The 15,588-nt window shown below is 65.5% G+C and carries 13 protein-coding genes; 6 read left to right on the top strand and 7 right to left on the bottom strand.

Translation table 11 applies throughout. The annotated features are described in order from the left end of the window. Window positions 1-2 precede the first annotated feature (2 nt). From F3I16_RS02740 to F3I16_RS02730, 3 genes are read right to left on the bottom strand one after another with little or no spacing between them, the layout of a single operon-like run. Window positions 3-854, bottom strand: coding sequence for a methyltransferase domain-containing protein (locus F3I16_RS02740; RefSeq protein ID WP_178116636.1), 852 nt, complete (start codon window positions 852-854; stop codon window positions 3-5). Continuing rightward, window positions 854-2,401: a glycosyltransferase gene (locus F3I16_RS02735; RefSeq protein ID WP_160492223.1), complete on the bottom strand. Its 1,548-nt coding sequence runs from the start codon at window positions 2,399-2,401 to the stop codon at window positions 854-856. Before F3I16_RS02735 ends, F3I16_RS02740 begins: the two co-directional genes overlap by 1 nt. Further along, a complete protein-coding gene (locus F3I16_RS02730) occupies window positions 2,398-3,879 on the bottom strand; it encodes a glycosyltransferase (protein ID WP_160492222.1) in 1,482 nt (493 codons plus the stop codon). Before F3I16_RS02730 ends, F3I16_RS02735 begins: the two co-directional genes overlap by 4 nt. 297 nt (window positions 3,880-4,176) lie before the next feature. Between F3I16_RS02730 and F3I16_RS02725 the strand changes: the two genes are divergently transcribed. Both F3I16_RS02725 and F3I16_RS02720 read left to right on the top strand, forming a co-directional pair. Further along, a complete protein-coding gene (locus tag F3I16_RS02725) occupies window positions 4,177-4,500 on the top strand; it encodes a DUF2388 domain-containing protein (protein WP_160492221.1) in 324 nt (107 codons plus the stop codon). Next, complete coding sequence (locus tag F3I16_RS02720; protein WP_372239593.1) at window positions 4,497-6,455, top strand: DUF4105 domain-containing protein; 1,959 nt, start codon at window positions 4,497-4,499, stop codon at window positions 6,453-6,455. The genes F3I16_RS02725 and F3I16_RS02720 overlap by 4 nt, the downstream gene beginning before the upstream one ends. Window positions 6,456-6,458: 3 nt before the next feature. Here F3I16_RS02720 and F3I16_RS02715 read toward each other — a convergent pair whose 3' ends face one another. Further along, window positions 6,459-6,863, bottom strand: a complete 405-nt coding sequence (locus F3I16_RS02715) for a GFA family protein (RefSeq protein WP_160492220.1) — start codon at window positions 6,861-6,863, stop codon at window positions 6,459-6,461. Between the two features lie 86 nt (window positions 6,864-6,949). On the opposite strand from F3I16_RS02715, the gene F3I16_RS02710 reads away from it, so the two are divergent. The 4 genes from F3I16_RS02710 (at window position 6,950) to F3I16_RS02695 (ending at window position 11,263) form a co-directional block, all read left to right on the top strand. Further along, complete coding sequence (locus tag F3I16_RS02710; protein ID WP_160492219.1) at window positions 6,950-7,858, top strand: AEC family transporter; 909 nt, start codon at window positions 6,950-6,952, stop codon at window positions 7,856-7,858. Between the two features lie 237 nt (window positions 7,859-8,095). Next, complete coding sequence (locus F3I16_RS02705; protein WP_160492218.1) at window positions 8,096-9,400, top strand: CitMHS family transporter; 1,305 nt, start codon at window positions 8,096-8,098, stop codon at window positions 9,398-9,400. A 99-nt stretch (window positions 9,401-9,499) separates the two neighbouring features. Continuing rightward, a complete protein-coding gene (locus F3I16_RS02700) occupies window positions 9,500-10,258 on the top strand; it encodes a TerC family protein (protein ID WP_160492217.1) in 759 nt (252 codons plus the stop codon). A gap of 564 nt (window positions 10,259-10,822) precedes the next feature. Next, on the top strand, window positions 10,823-11,263 hold the full coding sequence (locus F3I16_RS02695; protein WP_160492216.1) for a TM2 domain-containing protein: 441 nt from the start codon (window positions 10,823-10,825) through the stop codon (window positions 11,261-11,263). Between the two features lie 95 nt (window positions 11,264-11,358). On the opposite strand, the gene F3I16_RS02690 is transcribed toward F3I16_RS02695, so the two are convergent. From F3I16_RS02690 to F3I16_RS02680, 3 genes are read right to left on the bottom strand one after another with little or no spacing between them, the layout of a single operon-like run. Then, window positions 11,359-13,044 carry a phosphate ABC transporter substrate-binding/OmpA family protein gene (locus F3I16_RS02690; protein ID WP_160492215.1) on the bottom strand — a complete coding sequence of 562 codons (1,686 nt, stop codon included), beginning with the start codon at window positions 13,042-13,044 and terminating at the stop codon, window positions 11,359-11,361. Between the two features lie 40 nt (window positions 13,045-13,084). After that, entirely contained in the window at window positions 13,085-13,939 is an 855-nt protein-coding gene (locus tag F3I16_RS02685; RefSeq protein ID WP_160492214.1) for a hypothetical protein, read from the bottom strand. Continuing rightward, on the bottom strand, window positions 13,936-15,585 hold the full coding sequence (locus tag F3I16_RS02680; RefSeq protein ID WP_160492213.1) for an ATP-binding protein: 1,650 nt from the start codon (window positions 15,583-15,585) through the stop codon (window positions 13,936-13,938). Before F3I16_RS02680 ends, F3I16_RS02685 begins: the two co-directional genes overlap by 4 nt. Window positions 15,586-15,588: the final 3 nt, after the last annotated feature.

Genomic DNA, 15,588 nt, shown 5'->3' with positions numbered 1-15,588 from the left:
GGTCACCCCGGCTTTCGCGCGATAATGATCTGACTCTTGGGCAGTGCCTCATCCAATGCCTTACGCATGGGTGCGGCCTGCGGCAAGCTGATCAGCCGGTACCAGACCGACGCCCAATCATCCAGCAAGGGGAAATAGGGGGGCTGAGCCGCGTCATGCGAGAATTTCTCCGGGCTGTCGGCCACCGCTTCCTTGCATACCCAATACATGCACATCCACAGGGTCCAGAAAAATCCATAGGTCGCCGTATTCACAATCTCCAGGCCTGCGTCCTGTACCAGCTGGGAAAACTCTTCACGCTCGAAGATATGGATGTGATTGGGGCGCAGGTAGTATTCCGGCGGAGCAAATCCCTGTTGCAGGCGCTCCGCCGCTGCATCTGGCACAGACAATAGGTACAAAGCCCCAGGCTGACCAATACGGACCAATTCGCGGAGAACCTCGGCTGGGTCTTCGACATGCTCCAGCATTTCCATGGCCATGACGCGGGTGGCGAAGTTGTTTTCCAGCGGTAACGGACAGCTATCCGAGACTATTCCCTGACAGGCACGAGCAGGAGTGCTTGCGACGCGAGCGACTAGCGCATCAATTTTCTCGGCCATAACATCGGTGAAGACCACATGGGCTCCCCGATTGGCGCAAAACAACGTGGCGCCGCCTCCACCGCAACCGACATCGACGACGATGTCTTGTGCCGAAATAGGAAAATCGACGAACAACTCGTTGCTATCACTCTGATACCAACCACTTTGCACCGCATCGACCAACCCGCAATTACGCGCATCGACAAAGTTCTCGTCCTTGGCCCGCTCCAGCCAGGCCTCCAGCGAGGGCATACGAATCCAGTCCTGCATTAAGCCTTCTCCTTCTTCTGCAGTGAGTCGAACACTGCTTCCAGCCGCTGCCTGGTCACCTCTCGCGAGCAGTGGGCGCGCATTCGCTCGATGGCATTGTCTGACAGACGACGGTATTCACCCGGAGCCTGTCGATAGCAGTTGTAAGCAGCGATATAAGCACCGCGCAAAGAATCCCAATCGATCTGATGGCGCAATGTGCGGTACGCCAAGCGCGGATCATGCGACCAGGCCGTACCGTCTTCCCAGCTCGACACGACGAAGCCGACATCCTCATCCATATAATCGAGCATGGCCGAATGACGCGGCGCCACGGCCGGCTTGCCACACGAGAGGAATTCCATCAGGGGCAGGCATTGCCCTTCACCATGCGAGGCATTAACGGCGAAGGCGCTGGCCTGGATCAGGCTGTCGAACTCCTTGCCTTCCAGGTAGCCCTGGAGCAAGACGACCCGGCATTTGAACTTAGGCATTCGCGCCAGCCAAATCAGCATGTCGTGCATGGCCGACTCGTACTCGCGATGACCCAGCTTGAACACCAAGGTGGCGTCTTCAGTGTCGCGGAACGCCGAGCAGAACGCGGTCAACATGTCCGCCCAGTTCTTGCGGCCATCGTAGGGATTGAACAACGCGGTAAAAACCACGCCTGACAGTTCCAGAACGCATTCCCCTGGGGTCCAGGTCGGCATTTTCGGCACTAAACCTTGGGCTCCAGGATGCGGAGGCTCTACAGGGTTGCCGGGTTCCAGCTTTGCCTTTTCTGAAGCACGCAGCTCCAAGCCCTCGATGGCAACCGAATGGGGGCGGCACAGTGCGCGCCACGAAGCCCGGGATGCCTGTTTCAGCCCCTGACGCAGGTGGCGCCAACTGACCGCCGCCGCCGATTCGGTCCGGTATGCCGGCACTGCAACCTGGGGCGTCTGCTGCCGGCGCATGGCACTCTCATGCTCACGAATGGCCTGCACCACGCAGGCAATCGCCTCCTGCCCCGATATATAGGGGCTGAGTGCCTTGTCGCCGGTATCCGCAATCACCCCTTGCGCAACCTTGATCGCGACCTTCTCGGGGATCTCGCGCCTGTCTCTACGGAATGCCGCAAACTTGTCCCAAACCGGCGAAGGCATGGAAACAATCGGGTAATCCTCACCCAGCTCAGCCCGTACGCAGCGCACGATCAGCTCAGAGTGGGTAATGGCCATCCCTAACCGGGCCAGCATCGCAACCCAGTTCTGCCGCTCATCACCTTGCCAGCTTTCATTGGGGATGCTGTAAAACTCCCAGGCGAATACTGGAATGACCGGGCACGGCAAGTCCGTAGGGGTCTTATGCGGCGGGGTGAACGACAGCAGTACGCACTCGTCGCCGACCGAACTGCAGGCCTCGTACAAGCACGGGACTTCGGCCAGGTCGCGCACCACAACCACTTCGGCCAAGCCTCGCAGCACCGGCAGGAAGTCCCGCAGTACGAAGTAATAGCTGTAGTCCGGCAGGCCGAGGCTGGAGCCAATCGTTTCGGCATTTACCGCCGAGTACACGAGAATTTTCATGCTGTGCCTTGCCGCTCATCCGGAAAACCAGTGGAGTCCAGAGCCTGGATAAAACCGGACAGTTGCCTAGCGACCTGATCCTGCGATGCGAACCCCTGCAACTGCGCATAGGCACTCTTCGACATCGCCCGATAGCGCTCCGGCTCCTCTCGCGCAACCCGAAAGCTCTCCCTGAATGCAGCCACCAGCGAAGCCCAGTTCAGCCGGTGCCGATGCGTCACGTAGATTCCCGAGGGATCGTGCGGCCAGCAGAAAGGCTCCCGTGAGCAGTCGACCGGAAAAGCCAGGGAGTCCTGGATATAGTCGGCCATGGCGGTGTGCGTTGGCGCCAGAGCCGGGCACCCCGCGGAAAGGAATTCCATCAGAGGCAGGCACAGCCCTTCCCCGGAAGAGGCGTTCACGTAGTAGCTGGTAGCTTTGATCAGCTCCTGATACTGCCCCTCCTCCAGAAAACCATGCACAACCAGCACTCGGCATTTGAATGGCGACAGGCGCGACAGCAGGGTGATCAAGACAATCCGGTAATACTCCAGATCGTAATGGGTCATCTTGACCACCAAGGTGGCCTCGGCATCGTCCTTGAAGGCCCAGCAGAAAGCCGCGAGGATTTCTGTCCAGTTCTTGCGGCTATCCGCCGGATTCAACAGCGTGGTGTAGACGACTCCGGTTACCTGCAAATTGAGCGGGGTTTCCGTGAACAGTACGCCTGCCGGTACAACTGGCTGCACGGGAGCGACCACATCCGCATCAGGCTGCGACAGCGGTTCAGTGGAGCCCCGCGGCGCACGTGGTAAGGCCAATTCATTGCGCCAGTCCTGATAGAGCTGCTTGCCCAGTGCCCAGAAATTCGGCGCCCTTCGGGGCGGCTCGCCCCCCTGCGGCGGGTTGTTTTCCGGCGCCAAGTGCTCGGTTTCCGGGACCAGGCCGTCGGCCGAGAGCCCCAGGATGGCACTGTCGATCAAATATCCGGTGAAGGAGAAATAGCGCGCATCGAGCAGCGGTAAATGACCATCGGCTTCAGTCAAATGGGCATAGTGATTCCATACCGGTGCGGGTATTGCGGCAACCGGAAAGCCGGGAGCTGCCTGCCCCACCAACTGCTGCGTCTCTCGGCTGGTGCAAATGGCCCCGGCAATGTGGCGGAAGACATAGCGCCAGTCATTGCGTGGTTCACCGTCCCAGGGCTGGTCGGGTAAAGAGTCGAACTCCCAGGCAAACAGGCAGAGCGTCGGACAGTCCAGGTCGACCGGCGTCTGATGGGGAGGGCTGACACTCAGGAACACCACCACCTCGCCCGCCTCGGTGTACTGGTGGTACAGCCTGTCGACATCCGCCACCGAGTCCAGCACCACGACTTGAGCCACTCGCTCAAGTGCGGGCAAGAATTCCTTCAACAGAAAGTAATAGCTGTACTCCGGCTTGCCCAGGGAAGCTTGGATGCTGGCTTGGCTGATTTTGGAGCAAACGAGAATAATCATTTGTATCGCTTGTTGTTGGCATCGTGTGCCGATATTGCGCTCGGATTATTGTTATTCGACACAATCGTGGCCTTCCGGGCGAAGCCTGCTCGTCGTGTGGTCGTGCATAGCAGCAGTTATCGTCGCGGCTTGCAATAGCAAGCACGTACCGAAAAGCATGACCGACAAGTCGACTTTCGCGACTGTGCACGGCGCTCCATTAATAGCGGCCATATGCCGGCGACTCTCGCGGCAGAGTTGAATTGAATGCGGCTATTCCGGTCCAATATCCCCATCCATTGCCAGCCTGGAACCGCCATGCGCCACCTACTGCCTACCATCCTCGCCACCACCCTCTGCCTGGGCGCCGCCAGCGCTCAAGCCCAGACCCTGGTGGCCACCAGCAACATCGTCATCCGTGCCCTGGAGCGCAGTTTCGACTTCACCTCCGATACCACCACCTCGATCCGCGACATGAAGGTCGTGCGCGCCGCCCGGGACGACGCCGCCAGCTTCGTCGCCAGCGCAGGCGAGATCCGCGGCGTAGAGCTGGAAGCCGCGCTCGTCACCCTGCGTGAACGCCTGCCGGAAGCCCGCGGCGCCTCCGACCAGGAACTCGCCGCAGCCATCCTCGCCCTGTGAGGACAGCCGCCGTGCGCTGGCTGCCGGCCCTGCTGCTGGTAACCGCCACGGCGGCGCAGGCCGAACTGCGCCTGCAGCTGGACACCGACGGGCTCAACCGCGCCGAACGCCAGCTCAGCCAGCAGCTGATCGACGAGGCCTTGAACGCCCTGCCGCCCAGCTTTATCCAGCGTCTTGATCGGCAGGTACGGGTGCGCTGGCAGGACGACCTGCCGGCCAACGCCTACGGGCGCATCACCCGTCTCGATGCCCTGAGCCTCAATGCCAACCTGCTGCCGCGCCTGCTCGACCCGCAGCAGGCTGACGTACCGAGCGGGCGCCCCCACGGCAACCTGCGCCGCGAAGTGCTCGCCACCATCGTCCACGAGCTGACCCACCTGTATGACCGCGCGCGCCTCTGGCCGGCTGCCGAACAGAACCTGCTGCAGCGCTGCCAGGCCCGCGTCGCCAGCAGCGGCGCGGTCGGCCTGGCGGATGAATGCCGCGGCCAGGACGCACGGCGCTTCACCCTCAGCGACGACCCGCGCCTGCTCGACCTGGCCGGCTGGCAGCAGGCGGTCGGCAAGCGCGGCGAGCGCGAGCAGGACAACGGGCAGAACAGCCGCAGCCCCGATCTGTACGAGCTGAGCAATCCGCGCGAGTTCGTCGCGGTGAATCTCGAGTACTTCCTCCTCGACCCGGGCTACGCCTGCCGCCGGCCGGCCTTGCAGCGCTACTTCGCCGCCCATTTCGCCTGGGCGCCGGCCAAGCAGCAGGCCTGCGCCGCCGGCTATGCCTACCTCAACGCCGGCCGCGACTTCGCCCGCCAGCCCCTCGGCCAGCTCGACCCTGCACGGGTCTACCAGGTGGACTACCTGCTCGCCGAGCCCAACCAGCAGTGGGCCAGCCGCTGGGGGCACAGCATGCTGCGCCTGGTGATCTGTGCCCCGGGAAGGCCGCGGGGCCCGGATTGCCGCCTGGACCTGCAGGAACATCTGGTCCTGTCCTACCGCGCCTTCGTCGGCGACGTGCAGCTGTCCAGCTGGGACGGCCTGACCGGCGCCTACCCTTCGCGCCTGTTCGTCCTGCCGCTGGCCCAGGTGATCGAGGAGTACACCAAGGTCGAGCTGCGCGGCCTGGCCTCGGTGCCGCTCAAGCTGCAGCGCAGCGAACTGGAACAACTGGTCGAGCGCGCCGCCGAGCTGCACTGGAGCTACGACGGCGACTACTGGTTCCTGTCCAACAACTGTGCGGTGGAAACCCTCAAGCTGCTGCGCAGCGGCAGCGGCCGCGACGAGCTGCAGGCCCTCGACAGCATCATGCCCAACGGCCTGCTGGACATCCTCGACGGCCGCGGCCTGGCCGACCGCAGCGTGCTGGCCGACCCGCGCGAGGCGCTGCGCCTGGGCTACCGCTTCGACTCCTTCCGTGAGCGCTACCAGGCCATGTTCGCCGTGCTGCGTGCCCAGCTGCCGGTGCCGCAGGAGCAGGTCGAAGACTGGCTGCAGCTGCCGGCCGAGCAGCGCCGCAGCTGGTTCGCCCGCGCCGATCTGCGCACCGGCGCGGCCCTGCTGCTGCTCGAACAGGCCGCCCTGCGCCGCCAGTTGCTGCTGGCTCAGGACGACCTCAAGCAGCGTTACCTGCAGGCCCGCGAGCAGCAACAACCGGGTTTCGGCGAGGCCGACAGCACGCTGCGGCAGATCCTCGCCAACAGCGGCTTTCTCAGCCGCCCGGCGGAACTGCTCGACGCCGGCTACGGCCTGCCGCAACGCAGCGAATGGCAGCGTCTGGAGCAGGAGAGCACGACGCGCCAGCAAACCCTGCGCCAACTCAGCGACGACCTCGACCGTGAAGTGCGGCGTCTGCTCGAACCCCAGCGCCTGGCCGAACTGGAAGCCGGCGAAGCCAACCTCAAGCAGCTCGGCACGCACCTGCGCGACCTGCACAAGGCCAGCGGCGGGCTGCTGTTGCCCTGATCGTCAGGGGATGGCCTCTTCATCCTCCTGCGGCAACTGCGGGTCCAGTTGCAGCCAGGGCAGCCGATTCTTCACCCAGATATGCCGCTCGGCGGGGGCCAGTTCCGGGTGATCCAGGCTGGCTACGGTGATATCCAGGCTGTCCGGGCTGAGCGTGGTGAACAGCGTCAGGTGGCAGCCACAGTGGCCACAGAAATAGCGCGTGCAACTGGGCGAAGAGGCGTAGGCCGCCGGCTCACCGCTGCTCCAGCGAAAGCTTCGCGCCGGCACCGTCAGCCAGGTGGTAACGATGCCGCCACTGGTGCGCCGGCAGATCGAACAGTGACAGTGCGCGATATCCTGCAGTGGCGCCTCGAAGGTGTAGCGCAGGCGGCCGCAATGGCAGCCGCCGCTGTGGGTGTCGGTCATGGATGCTCTCCCGAAGTGTTTCACAGACCCTAGCCTGAGCGTCGGCTTTTGCCCAAGATGACGGCTCGAACGAAGCGGAAGCCGCCGTGACCACTCTCCTTTACAGCCTCTGGCCCCTGTTTGCCCTGATCCTCGGCGGCCTCGCCCTGCGCCGCTGGGACTTCCCCGGCGAGGCTTTCTGGCCGGCCGCCGAACGCCTCAACTACTTCATCCTGTTCCCGGCCCTGCTGTTCAGCAGCCTGGCCACTGCGCCGCTGGACAACCCGGCGCTGCCACGCCTGGCCCTGGCCGTGCTGCTCGCTCTCGGCGGCGCCTGGCTGGCCCTGCTGCTGGTACGCCGCCTGCGCGGCTGGCCGGCGGCACGCTTCGGCGCCTTCAGCCAGGGCATCCTGCGTTTCAATACCTACCTCGGCCTGGCCGTGGTCGGCAGCCTGCACGGCCAGACCGGCCTGGTGCTGGCGGCGCTGCTGCTGGCGCTGATGGTGCCGGCGGTGAACGTGCTGTCGGTCTGGTCGCTCACCGCCGAACGCGGCGTCAGCGTGCGCAGCCTGCTCCTGCCGGTACTGAAGAACCCGCTGATCCTCGCCTGCCTGGCCGGGATACTGGTCAACCTGGCCGGCATCGGCCTGCCCGGCGGTAGCGATCGCCTGCTCGGCCTGCTGGCCGCCGCCAGCCTGCCGCTGGGCTTGCTCTGCGTCGGCGCGGCATTGCGCCCGCAGGAGCTGGCCGGAGAACAGGCCGCCCTGTTCTGCAACTGTGGCCTGCGCCTGCTGGGCATGCCGCTGCTGGCCCTGGCAGTGGCGCGCCTGCTGCAGCTGCCGGCGCTGGAAAGCGCGGTGCTGGTGCTGTTCTTCGCCCTGCCTACGGCGCCCACCGCCTACGTGCTGACCCGCCAGCTGGGCGGCGACGGCCAACTGATGGCGGGCCTGATCACCCTGCAAACCCTGTTGTCCGGCCTCAGCCTGTTCGGCGTGCTGGCCCTGCTGCCGCGCTGAACGGTCGGTCGGCGAAAGCCCGCTGAAAGCTTCGCCCCTTAGCATCGCCCCACTACCGGCACAGACCGGTTCGTCCGGCTGCGCGCAGCCGCCGGCCAACCCCGACAACAACAAGATGGGTGATTGCCATGCCTCGTTCCTGCCGCCACTCCGGCCGCTCCACGCCTGCCCTCCGTTCGCCGCACGCCGCGCGCTGAGCCCAGCTCCCCTCGCCCAGCCCCGACCGGAGATACCGCCATGCTGACTATTCTCGGCTTCGCCATGGTCATGACCTTCATGTACCTGATCATGAGCAAGCGCCTGTCCGCCCTGATCGCCCTGATCATCATCCCCATCGCCTTCGCCCTGCTCGGCGGCTTCGCCAACGGCATCGGGCCGATGATGCTGGAAGGCATCGGCAAGCTCGCCCCGACCGGGGTGATGCTGATGTTCGCCATCCTCTACTTCGCCCTGATGATCGACTCCGGCCTGTTCGACCCGGCCGTGCGCGCCATCCTGCGCCTGGTCAAGGGCGACCCGCTGAAGGTGTCCATGGGCACCGCCGCCCTGGCCCTGATCGTCTCCCTCGACGGCGACGGCGCCACCACCTACATGATCTGCGTGGCGGCCATGCTGCCGCTTTACAGCCGCCTGGGCATGAGCCCGCTGATCATGGCCGGGCTGATCATCCTCGCCGGCGGGATCATGAACATGACCCCCTGGGGCGGGCCCACCGCCCGCGCCGCCAGCGCCCTGCAGGTCGACCCGTCGCACATCTTCGTGCCGATGATTCCGGCCATGCTGGTCGGCTGCCTCGCCCTGTTCGGCGTGGCCTGGCTGTATGGCAAGCGCGAGCGCGCGCGCCTCGGCGTGCTGCACCTGCCGGACGACCAGGAAAAGCACGCCGAAATCAGCGTGTCGCAGTACCCCGAGGCGCGCCGGCCCAAACTGCTGTGGATCAACGGCGCGCTGACTGCGACCCTGATGGCCACCCTGATCGCCGGCCTGCTGCCGCTGCCGGTGCTGTTCATGATCGCCTTCAGCCTGGCCATGATCATCAACTACCCCTGCCTGCAGCAGCAGAAGGAGCGCGTCGCCGCCCACGCCGGCAACGTCCTGGCGGTGGTCGGGCTGATCTTCGCCGCCGGCATCTTCACCGGCATCCTGTCCGGCACCGGCATGGTCGAAGCCATGTCGAAGAGCCTGCTGGACGTCATCCCGCCGTCGATGGGCCCGTACCTGGCGGTGATCACCGCCCTGGTGAGCATGCCGTTCACCTTCTTCATGTCCAACGACGCCTTCTACTACGGCGTGCTGCCGGTGCTGGCCGAGGCCGCCAGCCACTACGGCATCAGTCCGGTGGAAATGGCCCGCGCCTCGATCGTCGGCCAGCCGGTGCACCTGCTCAGCCCGCTGGTGCCGTCCACCTACCTGCTGGTGGGCCTGGCCAAGGTCGAGTTCGGCGACCACCAGCGCTTCACCCTCAAGTGGGCGGTGCTGATCTGCCTGGCCATCCTCCTGGCCGCGCTGCTGCTGGGCGTGTTCCCGCTGTTCGGCGGGTGAAGGCCGCAAGTACCGGAAAATTCCCGCAAAGCCGGCTAGAATCGCCGCGCTTAGCCGGCGCACGGCGCCGCCCGACTCGTTGAATAGCAAGGAATAGATATGGAATGGCTGACCAACCCGGAAATCTGGGTTGCCTTCTTCACCCTGACGGTCCTGGAGATCGTCCTGGGCATCGACAACATCATCATGATCGCCATCCTGGTCGGGCGCATGCCGCCGCACATGCAGGCCAAGACCCGCTTCTTCGGCCTGGCCCTGGCCATGGTCACGCGCATCCTGCTGCTGCTGTCCATCACCTGGGTGATGCGCCTCACCGCCGACCTGTTCAGCGTCATGGGCCAGGGCATTTCCGGGCGTGACCTGATCCTGTTCTTCGGCGGCCTGTTCCTCCTGTGGAAGAGCAGCTCGGAGATCTATCAGGGCCTGGAAGGCGAAGACGAAACCGCCGGCGAGCCGAAGAGCATGATGGGCGGCTTCGTCGGCACCATCATCCAGATCGCCATCATCGACATCGTGTTCAGCCTGGACTCGGTGATCACCGCCGTGGGCATGGTCTCCAACGTGCCGGTGATGGTCGCCGCCATCGTCGTCGCCGTGCTGGTGATGATGGTCGCCGCCGGCACCATCAGCGACTTTATCGACAAGCACCCGTCGCTGAAGATGCTGGCGCTGTCGTTCCTCATCGTGGTCGGCACCGTGCTGATCGCCGAAGCCTTCGAGATCCACGTGCCGAAGGGCTACGTCTACTTCGCCATGGCCTTCTCCCTGGCGGTCGAGGCGATCAACATCCGCATGCGCACCGCCCGCGGACGCAAGGAAGAGCCGGTCAGGCTGCGCAAGGACATTCCGGGCGAGTAAGCCCTCTGCGCACGAACCAAACGGGGCCCGATGGCCCCGTTTTTTTGCCCATGGCCCGGCCAGCTCCGTGCCGCCTTGTCGTAGGAGCGGCTGCGGACCACTGCACACAGCCAAAAGCCCAAGCGCCGGTTTCGCCAGGCGGGCATGGTCTTGCTGGCTGCCCCCGACATGTCCGAACAACCCGACCGCTCGACTGGTTAAGCGGCTGATTTCCCGCAAGTTTGACGTATATTTATTGGCGCCATTGAAGTGCCATTACTGCTGTGATGAAATCGGCCCACCACAGAACAGGCCACGCATGGCTTTGCCAGTTTCAGGGAAGATACTCATCGATACTTCGCTCTTCGCGCCCGTCCTGCGCCCATATCACGCCTTGCCTGCCCTGACCGGCCAGCCACGCAGCCAGACCATGCCAGCGTGCAATACGCCTGTGCGACCCCGAACACGAGCGCCAAACCCATCGGCCACTGCGGCAAGAGTACGCCGCCTTCGGCTCGCTGCGCCCTAGTTCCAACCTGCAATAACCCGCGTCGAAATCCCCACCCCCAGTACAAGGAATGCACCATGAAAGGCAAGATCCTCGACTTCAACAGCGACAGCCGCAGCGGCATCATCAGCGCCGACGACGGCAACCGCTACAACTTCGACGTGGCCCAGTGGAAAGGCTCCGTACTGCCGAAAAGCGGTGCGGCTGTGGATTTCTCGGTGAATAACGGCGTGGCCGAAGCCATCTACCAGGAGCAGGCCGCCGCCGGTTCGTCCAAGAAGATCCCCGCCGCCATCCTCGCCTTCTTCCTCGGCGCCTTCGGCGCGCACAAGTTCTTCCTTGGCTACAACAAGCAAGGCGTGATCATGCTGCTGGTGTTCATCTTCGGCTTCATCCTGCTGGGGATCCCTTCGATGGTGATTGGCGTGATCGCCTTCGTCGAATTCATCATCTACCTGACCAAGTCCGATGAAGAGTTCGAGCAGACCTACGTCAGCGCGGCCAAACCCTGGTTCTAAGACCGGGCACCGTGCACGAGCAATAAAAAACACCGGCCTGACGCCGGTGTTTTTGTTTCAGCCTGCGCCGCGCACAAGCGCGGCAGCGCGGCCGATCACTCCAGGGTGAACCACTGCACCTCGACGCGGCGGTTCTGCTCGCTGTCCTGGCCGATCGGCTCTTCCCAGCCGCGGCCGACCAGTTCGATGCGGTCGTCGGCGATGCCGGGATGGCGGGCCAGCAGGGCCTCCTTGACCGCCAGGGTGCGCTGGCGCGACAGCTCCATGGCCTTCAGCGCCATGCTCTTGACCAGCGCCGGGCCGCCCTGACGCTCGAAGTCGGCGACCATGGCGTTGTCCACGTGGCCGCGCAGCAGGACGATGGAACCGGGGCTGACCTGGAGGAACTTCTTGATGGTGTCCAGGTAGTCCTGGTTGGCCTTGGCCTGCTTGTCCAGCGCGGCCGAGTTGGCCTCGAAGAAGAAGCGGATGTCCTTGCTCAGCAGCGCGTCGCCTTCCAGGGCGACCTTGCCGGTGGTGCGGATCGGCGCGATGGCGATGGCCTGGCCCTTGAACTGGCCGCCGGCGTCCAGCGCCTTGAGGTGCTGCAGGTTGGCGAAACGCGCCGGATCGGCCGGGTTCTTGATCAGCGCGCCGTAGGCCAGCACCGAGGACTGGAAGATGCCCTGGAAGGAGCCGGCCGAGTCGATGCTGCCGTCGAAGAAGGCCAGGTTCTCCGGCAGGTTGCTCAGGTGCACCTTGGCCAGCTCGTCGAGGGTTTCCTGCTGGGTCCAGCCGAATGCCTGGGCGACCACGCCGGCATGGCTCTGCGGATCGTCACGCAGCAGGCGGTTGCCTTCCAGCAGGCCGTGCACCAGACCCTTGACCTTGTCCGGATGGGCGGTGGCGAAGCCCTTGTTGACCACCAGGATGTCGGCCACCACCAGCAGGTTGCGGTTGGACACCAGCATCTTCGCCGCACCAGCAGACTCGGCGACCACCTCGTCGGTACGCGGCGACCAGCCGACGCAGCCGTTCAGGCGGCCAGCGCCATCCAGCTCGGCGGCGTAGGCATCGCAGGCGACGAAGGCATCCTCGTAGAACACCAGGCCCAGCTCACCCGGCGCCGGACGGCTTTCCAGGTCGCGCAGCACCTTGACCGGCACGCCGGCTTCGGAGGCCAGGTAGCGGATGAAGAACTCGCTCTCGTTGAACTGGCTGGCGCCGAGCACCTTGCCCTTGAGCTGGTTGATGCTGGCGATGCCGCTGTCCACCACCACCTGGTCGGCGCCGCGGGAGAAGGCGATCTGCGCCGGCACCGTGACCTCGAACTGGCGACCGAGCACGGCGAGCACGTCGGTGGTGGTCGCCACCGCGGCCAGCTGGCCGTTGTTCAACGCCGACCATTCCTCGCTCTCGCCCTTGTTCAGGCGCACCTGGAAGCCGTACTGCTTGGCGAAGATCGACTCCGGGTTGGGCGCCAGGCCGCCGTTGGCGACGATCAGGCCGCCGTAGCCGGCATACTCGCTGATGTCGATGTCGATGATGTTGTTCTTCATCTCGTAGGGCGCGGCCGACTGCAGCACCGGCGTGCCGCTGACCGGCTCGGCCGGCTCGGGCACCGCCGCGCCGCCACCGAGGCTACTCGGCAGGCTGGCCACCGGGCTGTCGCCGCCCTGCTTGAGCATGTCCTTGCTGACCAGCCAGCCGCCCAGGCCGAGCAGGCCGAGCACCAGCACTATGGTCAGCAGCTTGCCGGCGGCATTGCCGCGTTGGCGCTGCCTGTGTGTGGATAAATACATGACATCTCTCCCTGTCAGGGGCGGGCAATGGCCCGCCAATTCAGTGTTTGACGGTGGCCGTGGCGGCCGGCTTGCCGCCCTGGCCCTGCAGCACGTAGCGCGGCAGGCTCTGTTGTTCGTTGAGTTCGAGCACGCCGAGCAGGTCGCGCTGGTCGTTGAGCCAGCGGCTGGCCTCGTTGAACGAGGAAGTCAGGGCGTTCAGCGCCGTGCCGATCTGCTCCTCGTCGGTGGCCAGCAGGGTCTGCTCGCGGATCAGGGCGATCTGCTGATCGATGCGCGCAAGCTCCGCGTCCACATGTTCCTTGCGCCGCAACCCTTCGGCATGGGCGGCCTGGCGCGCGTCGATCACCTGCTTCTGCTGCTCCAGGCTGCGGCGCAGCTCGTCGCCGAGGTCGCTGGCGGCCAGGCGCTGGTCGATCTGCTCTTCCTGGCGCTGCAGTTCGGTGCTGTCCTGGGCGGCGGTGTCGACCACCACGCTGAGCGCCTGGCCGGCCACCAGCAGGCGCAGGTTGAGCCACACCAGCTGCTCCAGGCTGTCGGCGTGGGATGCCATCAGCGGCGAGCGGGAGAGCAGCTGCAGCACCTCGCGGGCGCGGCCCTCGATGCGCTGCTGGCGCTGGCGCTGGCTGTCGCCGAGCTGGGCCAGGGTGCTCTCGTAGCGCAGCTCGGCCGGATCGAGCCGCACCTCGCCGGCATCCACCGCGTTGCGAAAGCGCTTGCTGCTGGCCAGCAGGCCCAGGTAGGCCAGCTCCAGGCCGGCGCCCAGCACCCAGAAACCGGGGCTGATGAACGCGCCGAGCAGGCCGACGGCGGCCAGCGCCAGCCAGTTCGGCGGCAGCGGCATGCCCAGCGGACGGGCATTGAAGGCGGACCACAGATAACGCCCGACACTCATGGACTGACGGTCTCCTGGGCAAGGTGGCGCAGCGCTTCGGGGACGAAGGCGACGTCGGTAGCCTCGCGGATGGCGAGAATCATCTGCTGCCGTAGCACCTGCTCGGAAACCGGCGGCTGATAGCCCTGCAGGCACTGCTTGAGCGCGGCCAGGGCCGACAGCTTGCTGGTGCGCACCTGGCGGTAGACCTTCACCGCCAGCGCCTCGGCGGCTCCGGGCGTGAGCAACAGCGGCAGGTCGAGTTTGACCAGCTCGGCCAGCTCCAGCTTGAGGTCGAAGCGCTTGAGCAACGCCTTGAGCAGCGCCGCGCTTTCCTCGACCGTGGTGCTCGGCAGCAGCGGGATCTTCACGTCGACCCGGCCGGGGCGCTTGAGGTCGACCTCGATCAGGTCCGGGCGCGAGGAAGCGAGAATCCAGATCACCTTGCCGCGGTTGTCGGCGTCGCCCATCTCCTGGGCGATCATCGAGTAGATGCGCCCGGACAGGCCGCTGTCGCCGCTGCCGCCGTCGCGCTTGCCGAGGCTCTGGTCGGCTTCGTCGATGAACACGATGCAGCGCCCGAGGCCACGGATCAGGCGGAAGATCTTCTCCAGGTTGCCTTCGCTGGAACCGACCCAACGGTCGCGGAAGTTCTTCAGCTTGACCACCGGCACCCCGGCCTCGCCGGCCAGGCACTCGACCAGGTAGGTCTTGCCGGTGCCCACCGGGCCGCAAAAGATGTAGCCCTTGGGCAAGGCGCGCAGGTCGGCGGCCTGCCACAGCGCCATGTCCTGGCGCAGCCAGGTCTTCAACGCATCCTGGGCGTGGTAGTCGTCGAGGGTGCGCGCGGACTCGATGAATTCGACCAGGCCGGCGCTGTCGGCTTCGACCAGCTCCTTCTTCGCCTCGGCCCAGTCCTGCGCGCCGAGCACCTTGCCCTGCTGGGCGCGACGCTTGACCAGGCTGGCCAGGGCGCTGAGGCTGACCCCGGCCAGGGCCTGTACCGCACCCGCGTCCTCGGCGGCGAAGGCCTTGGGATGATCGAGCCGCAGCTGAGCCAGGCACTGTTCTAGGCTGGCGGCATCCGGCAGCGGCACCTGCACCCGGTCGATGCGCGGGTTGTTGGCCACCAGCGGATGCAGGTCGTTGAGGTTGTCGGCCAGCAGCAGGCTGGCGAAGGCCATGTCGCAGAACGGCGGCTCGGCGGCCCAATCGCGTACCAGGCTGGCCAGGCTGGCGGTGGCGAAGTCGCCCTGCAAGCTGGCCGGCAGCACCAGCTCGGCGCCCCGCAGGATCACCGCCACATGCTCGCTGTCGCCGCGGCCGAGGGCGCGCAGGTTGGCGCGGTAGCGCAGGTAGCGGCTGATCAGCTCCACCGCCTCGCGCGGGTCGTGCGGCCAGGGCTGGATCTGCGCCGCGGCCGGCCATTCGGCAAAACGCTCGCCGCCGCGCAGCAGGCTCAGGCCGTTGCCCGGGTCGTAGAGGAAGACGATGTCGAAGGTGGCGAGCAGCCTGGCGTCCAGGTAACGGGTCAGGCTGACCAGGCGGCCGTCCAGGGGGAAGCGGTCGGCGACGTTGCCGTACAGCACGAACTGGCCATGGGCGCCGCTTTCATAGGCCAGGCGCAGTTCGTCGAGCCAGTTGGGTACTTCCTGTGCCCCACTCATGGC

The organism is Pseudomonas sp. L-22-4S-12 (genome assembly GCF_009799935.1).
Lineage (GTDB): Bacteria > Pseudomonadota > Gammaproteobacteria > Pseudomonadales > Pseudomonadaceae > Aquipseudomonas.
The sequence above is the reverse complement of the archived record's forward strand: the minus strand, read 5'-3'. Positions and strand labels throughout refer to the sequence as shown.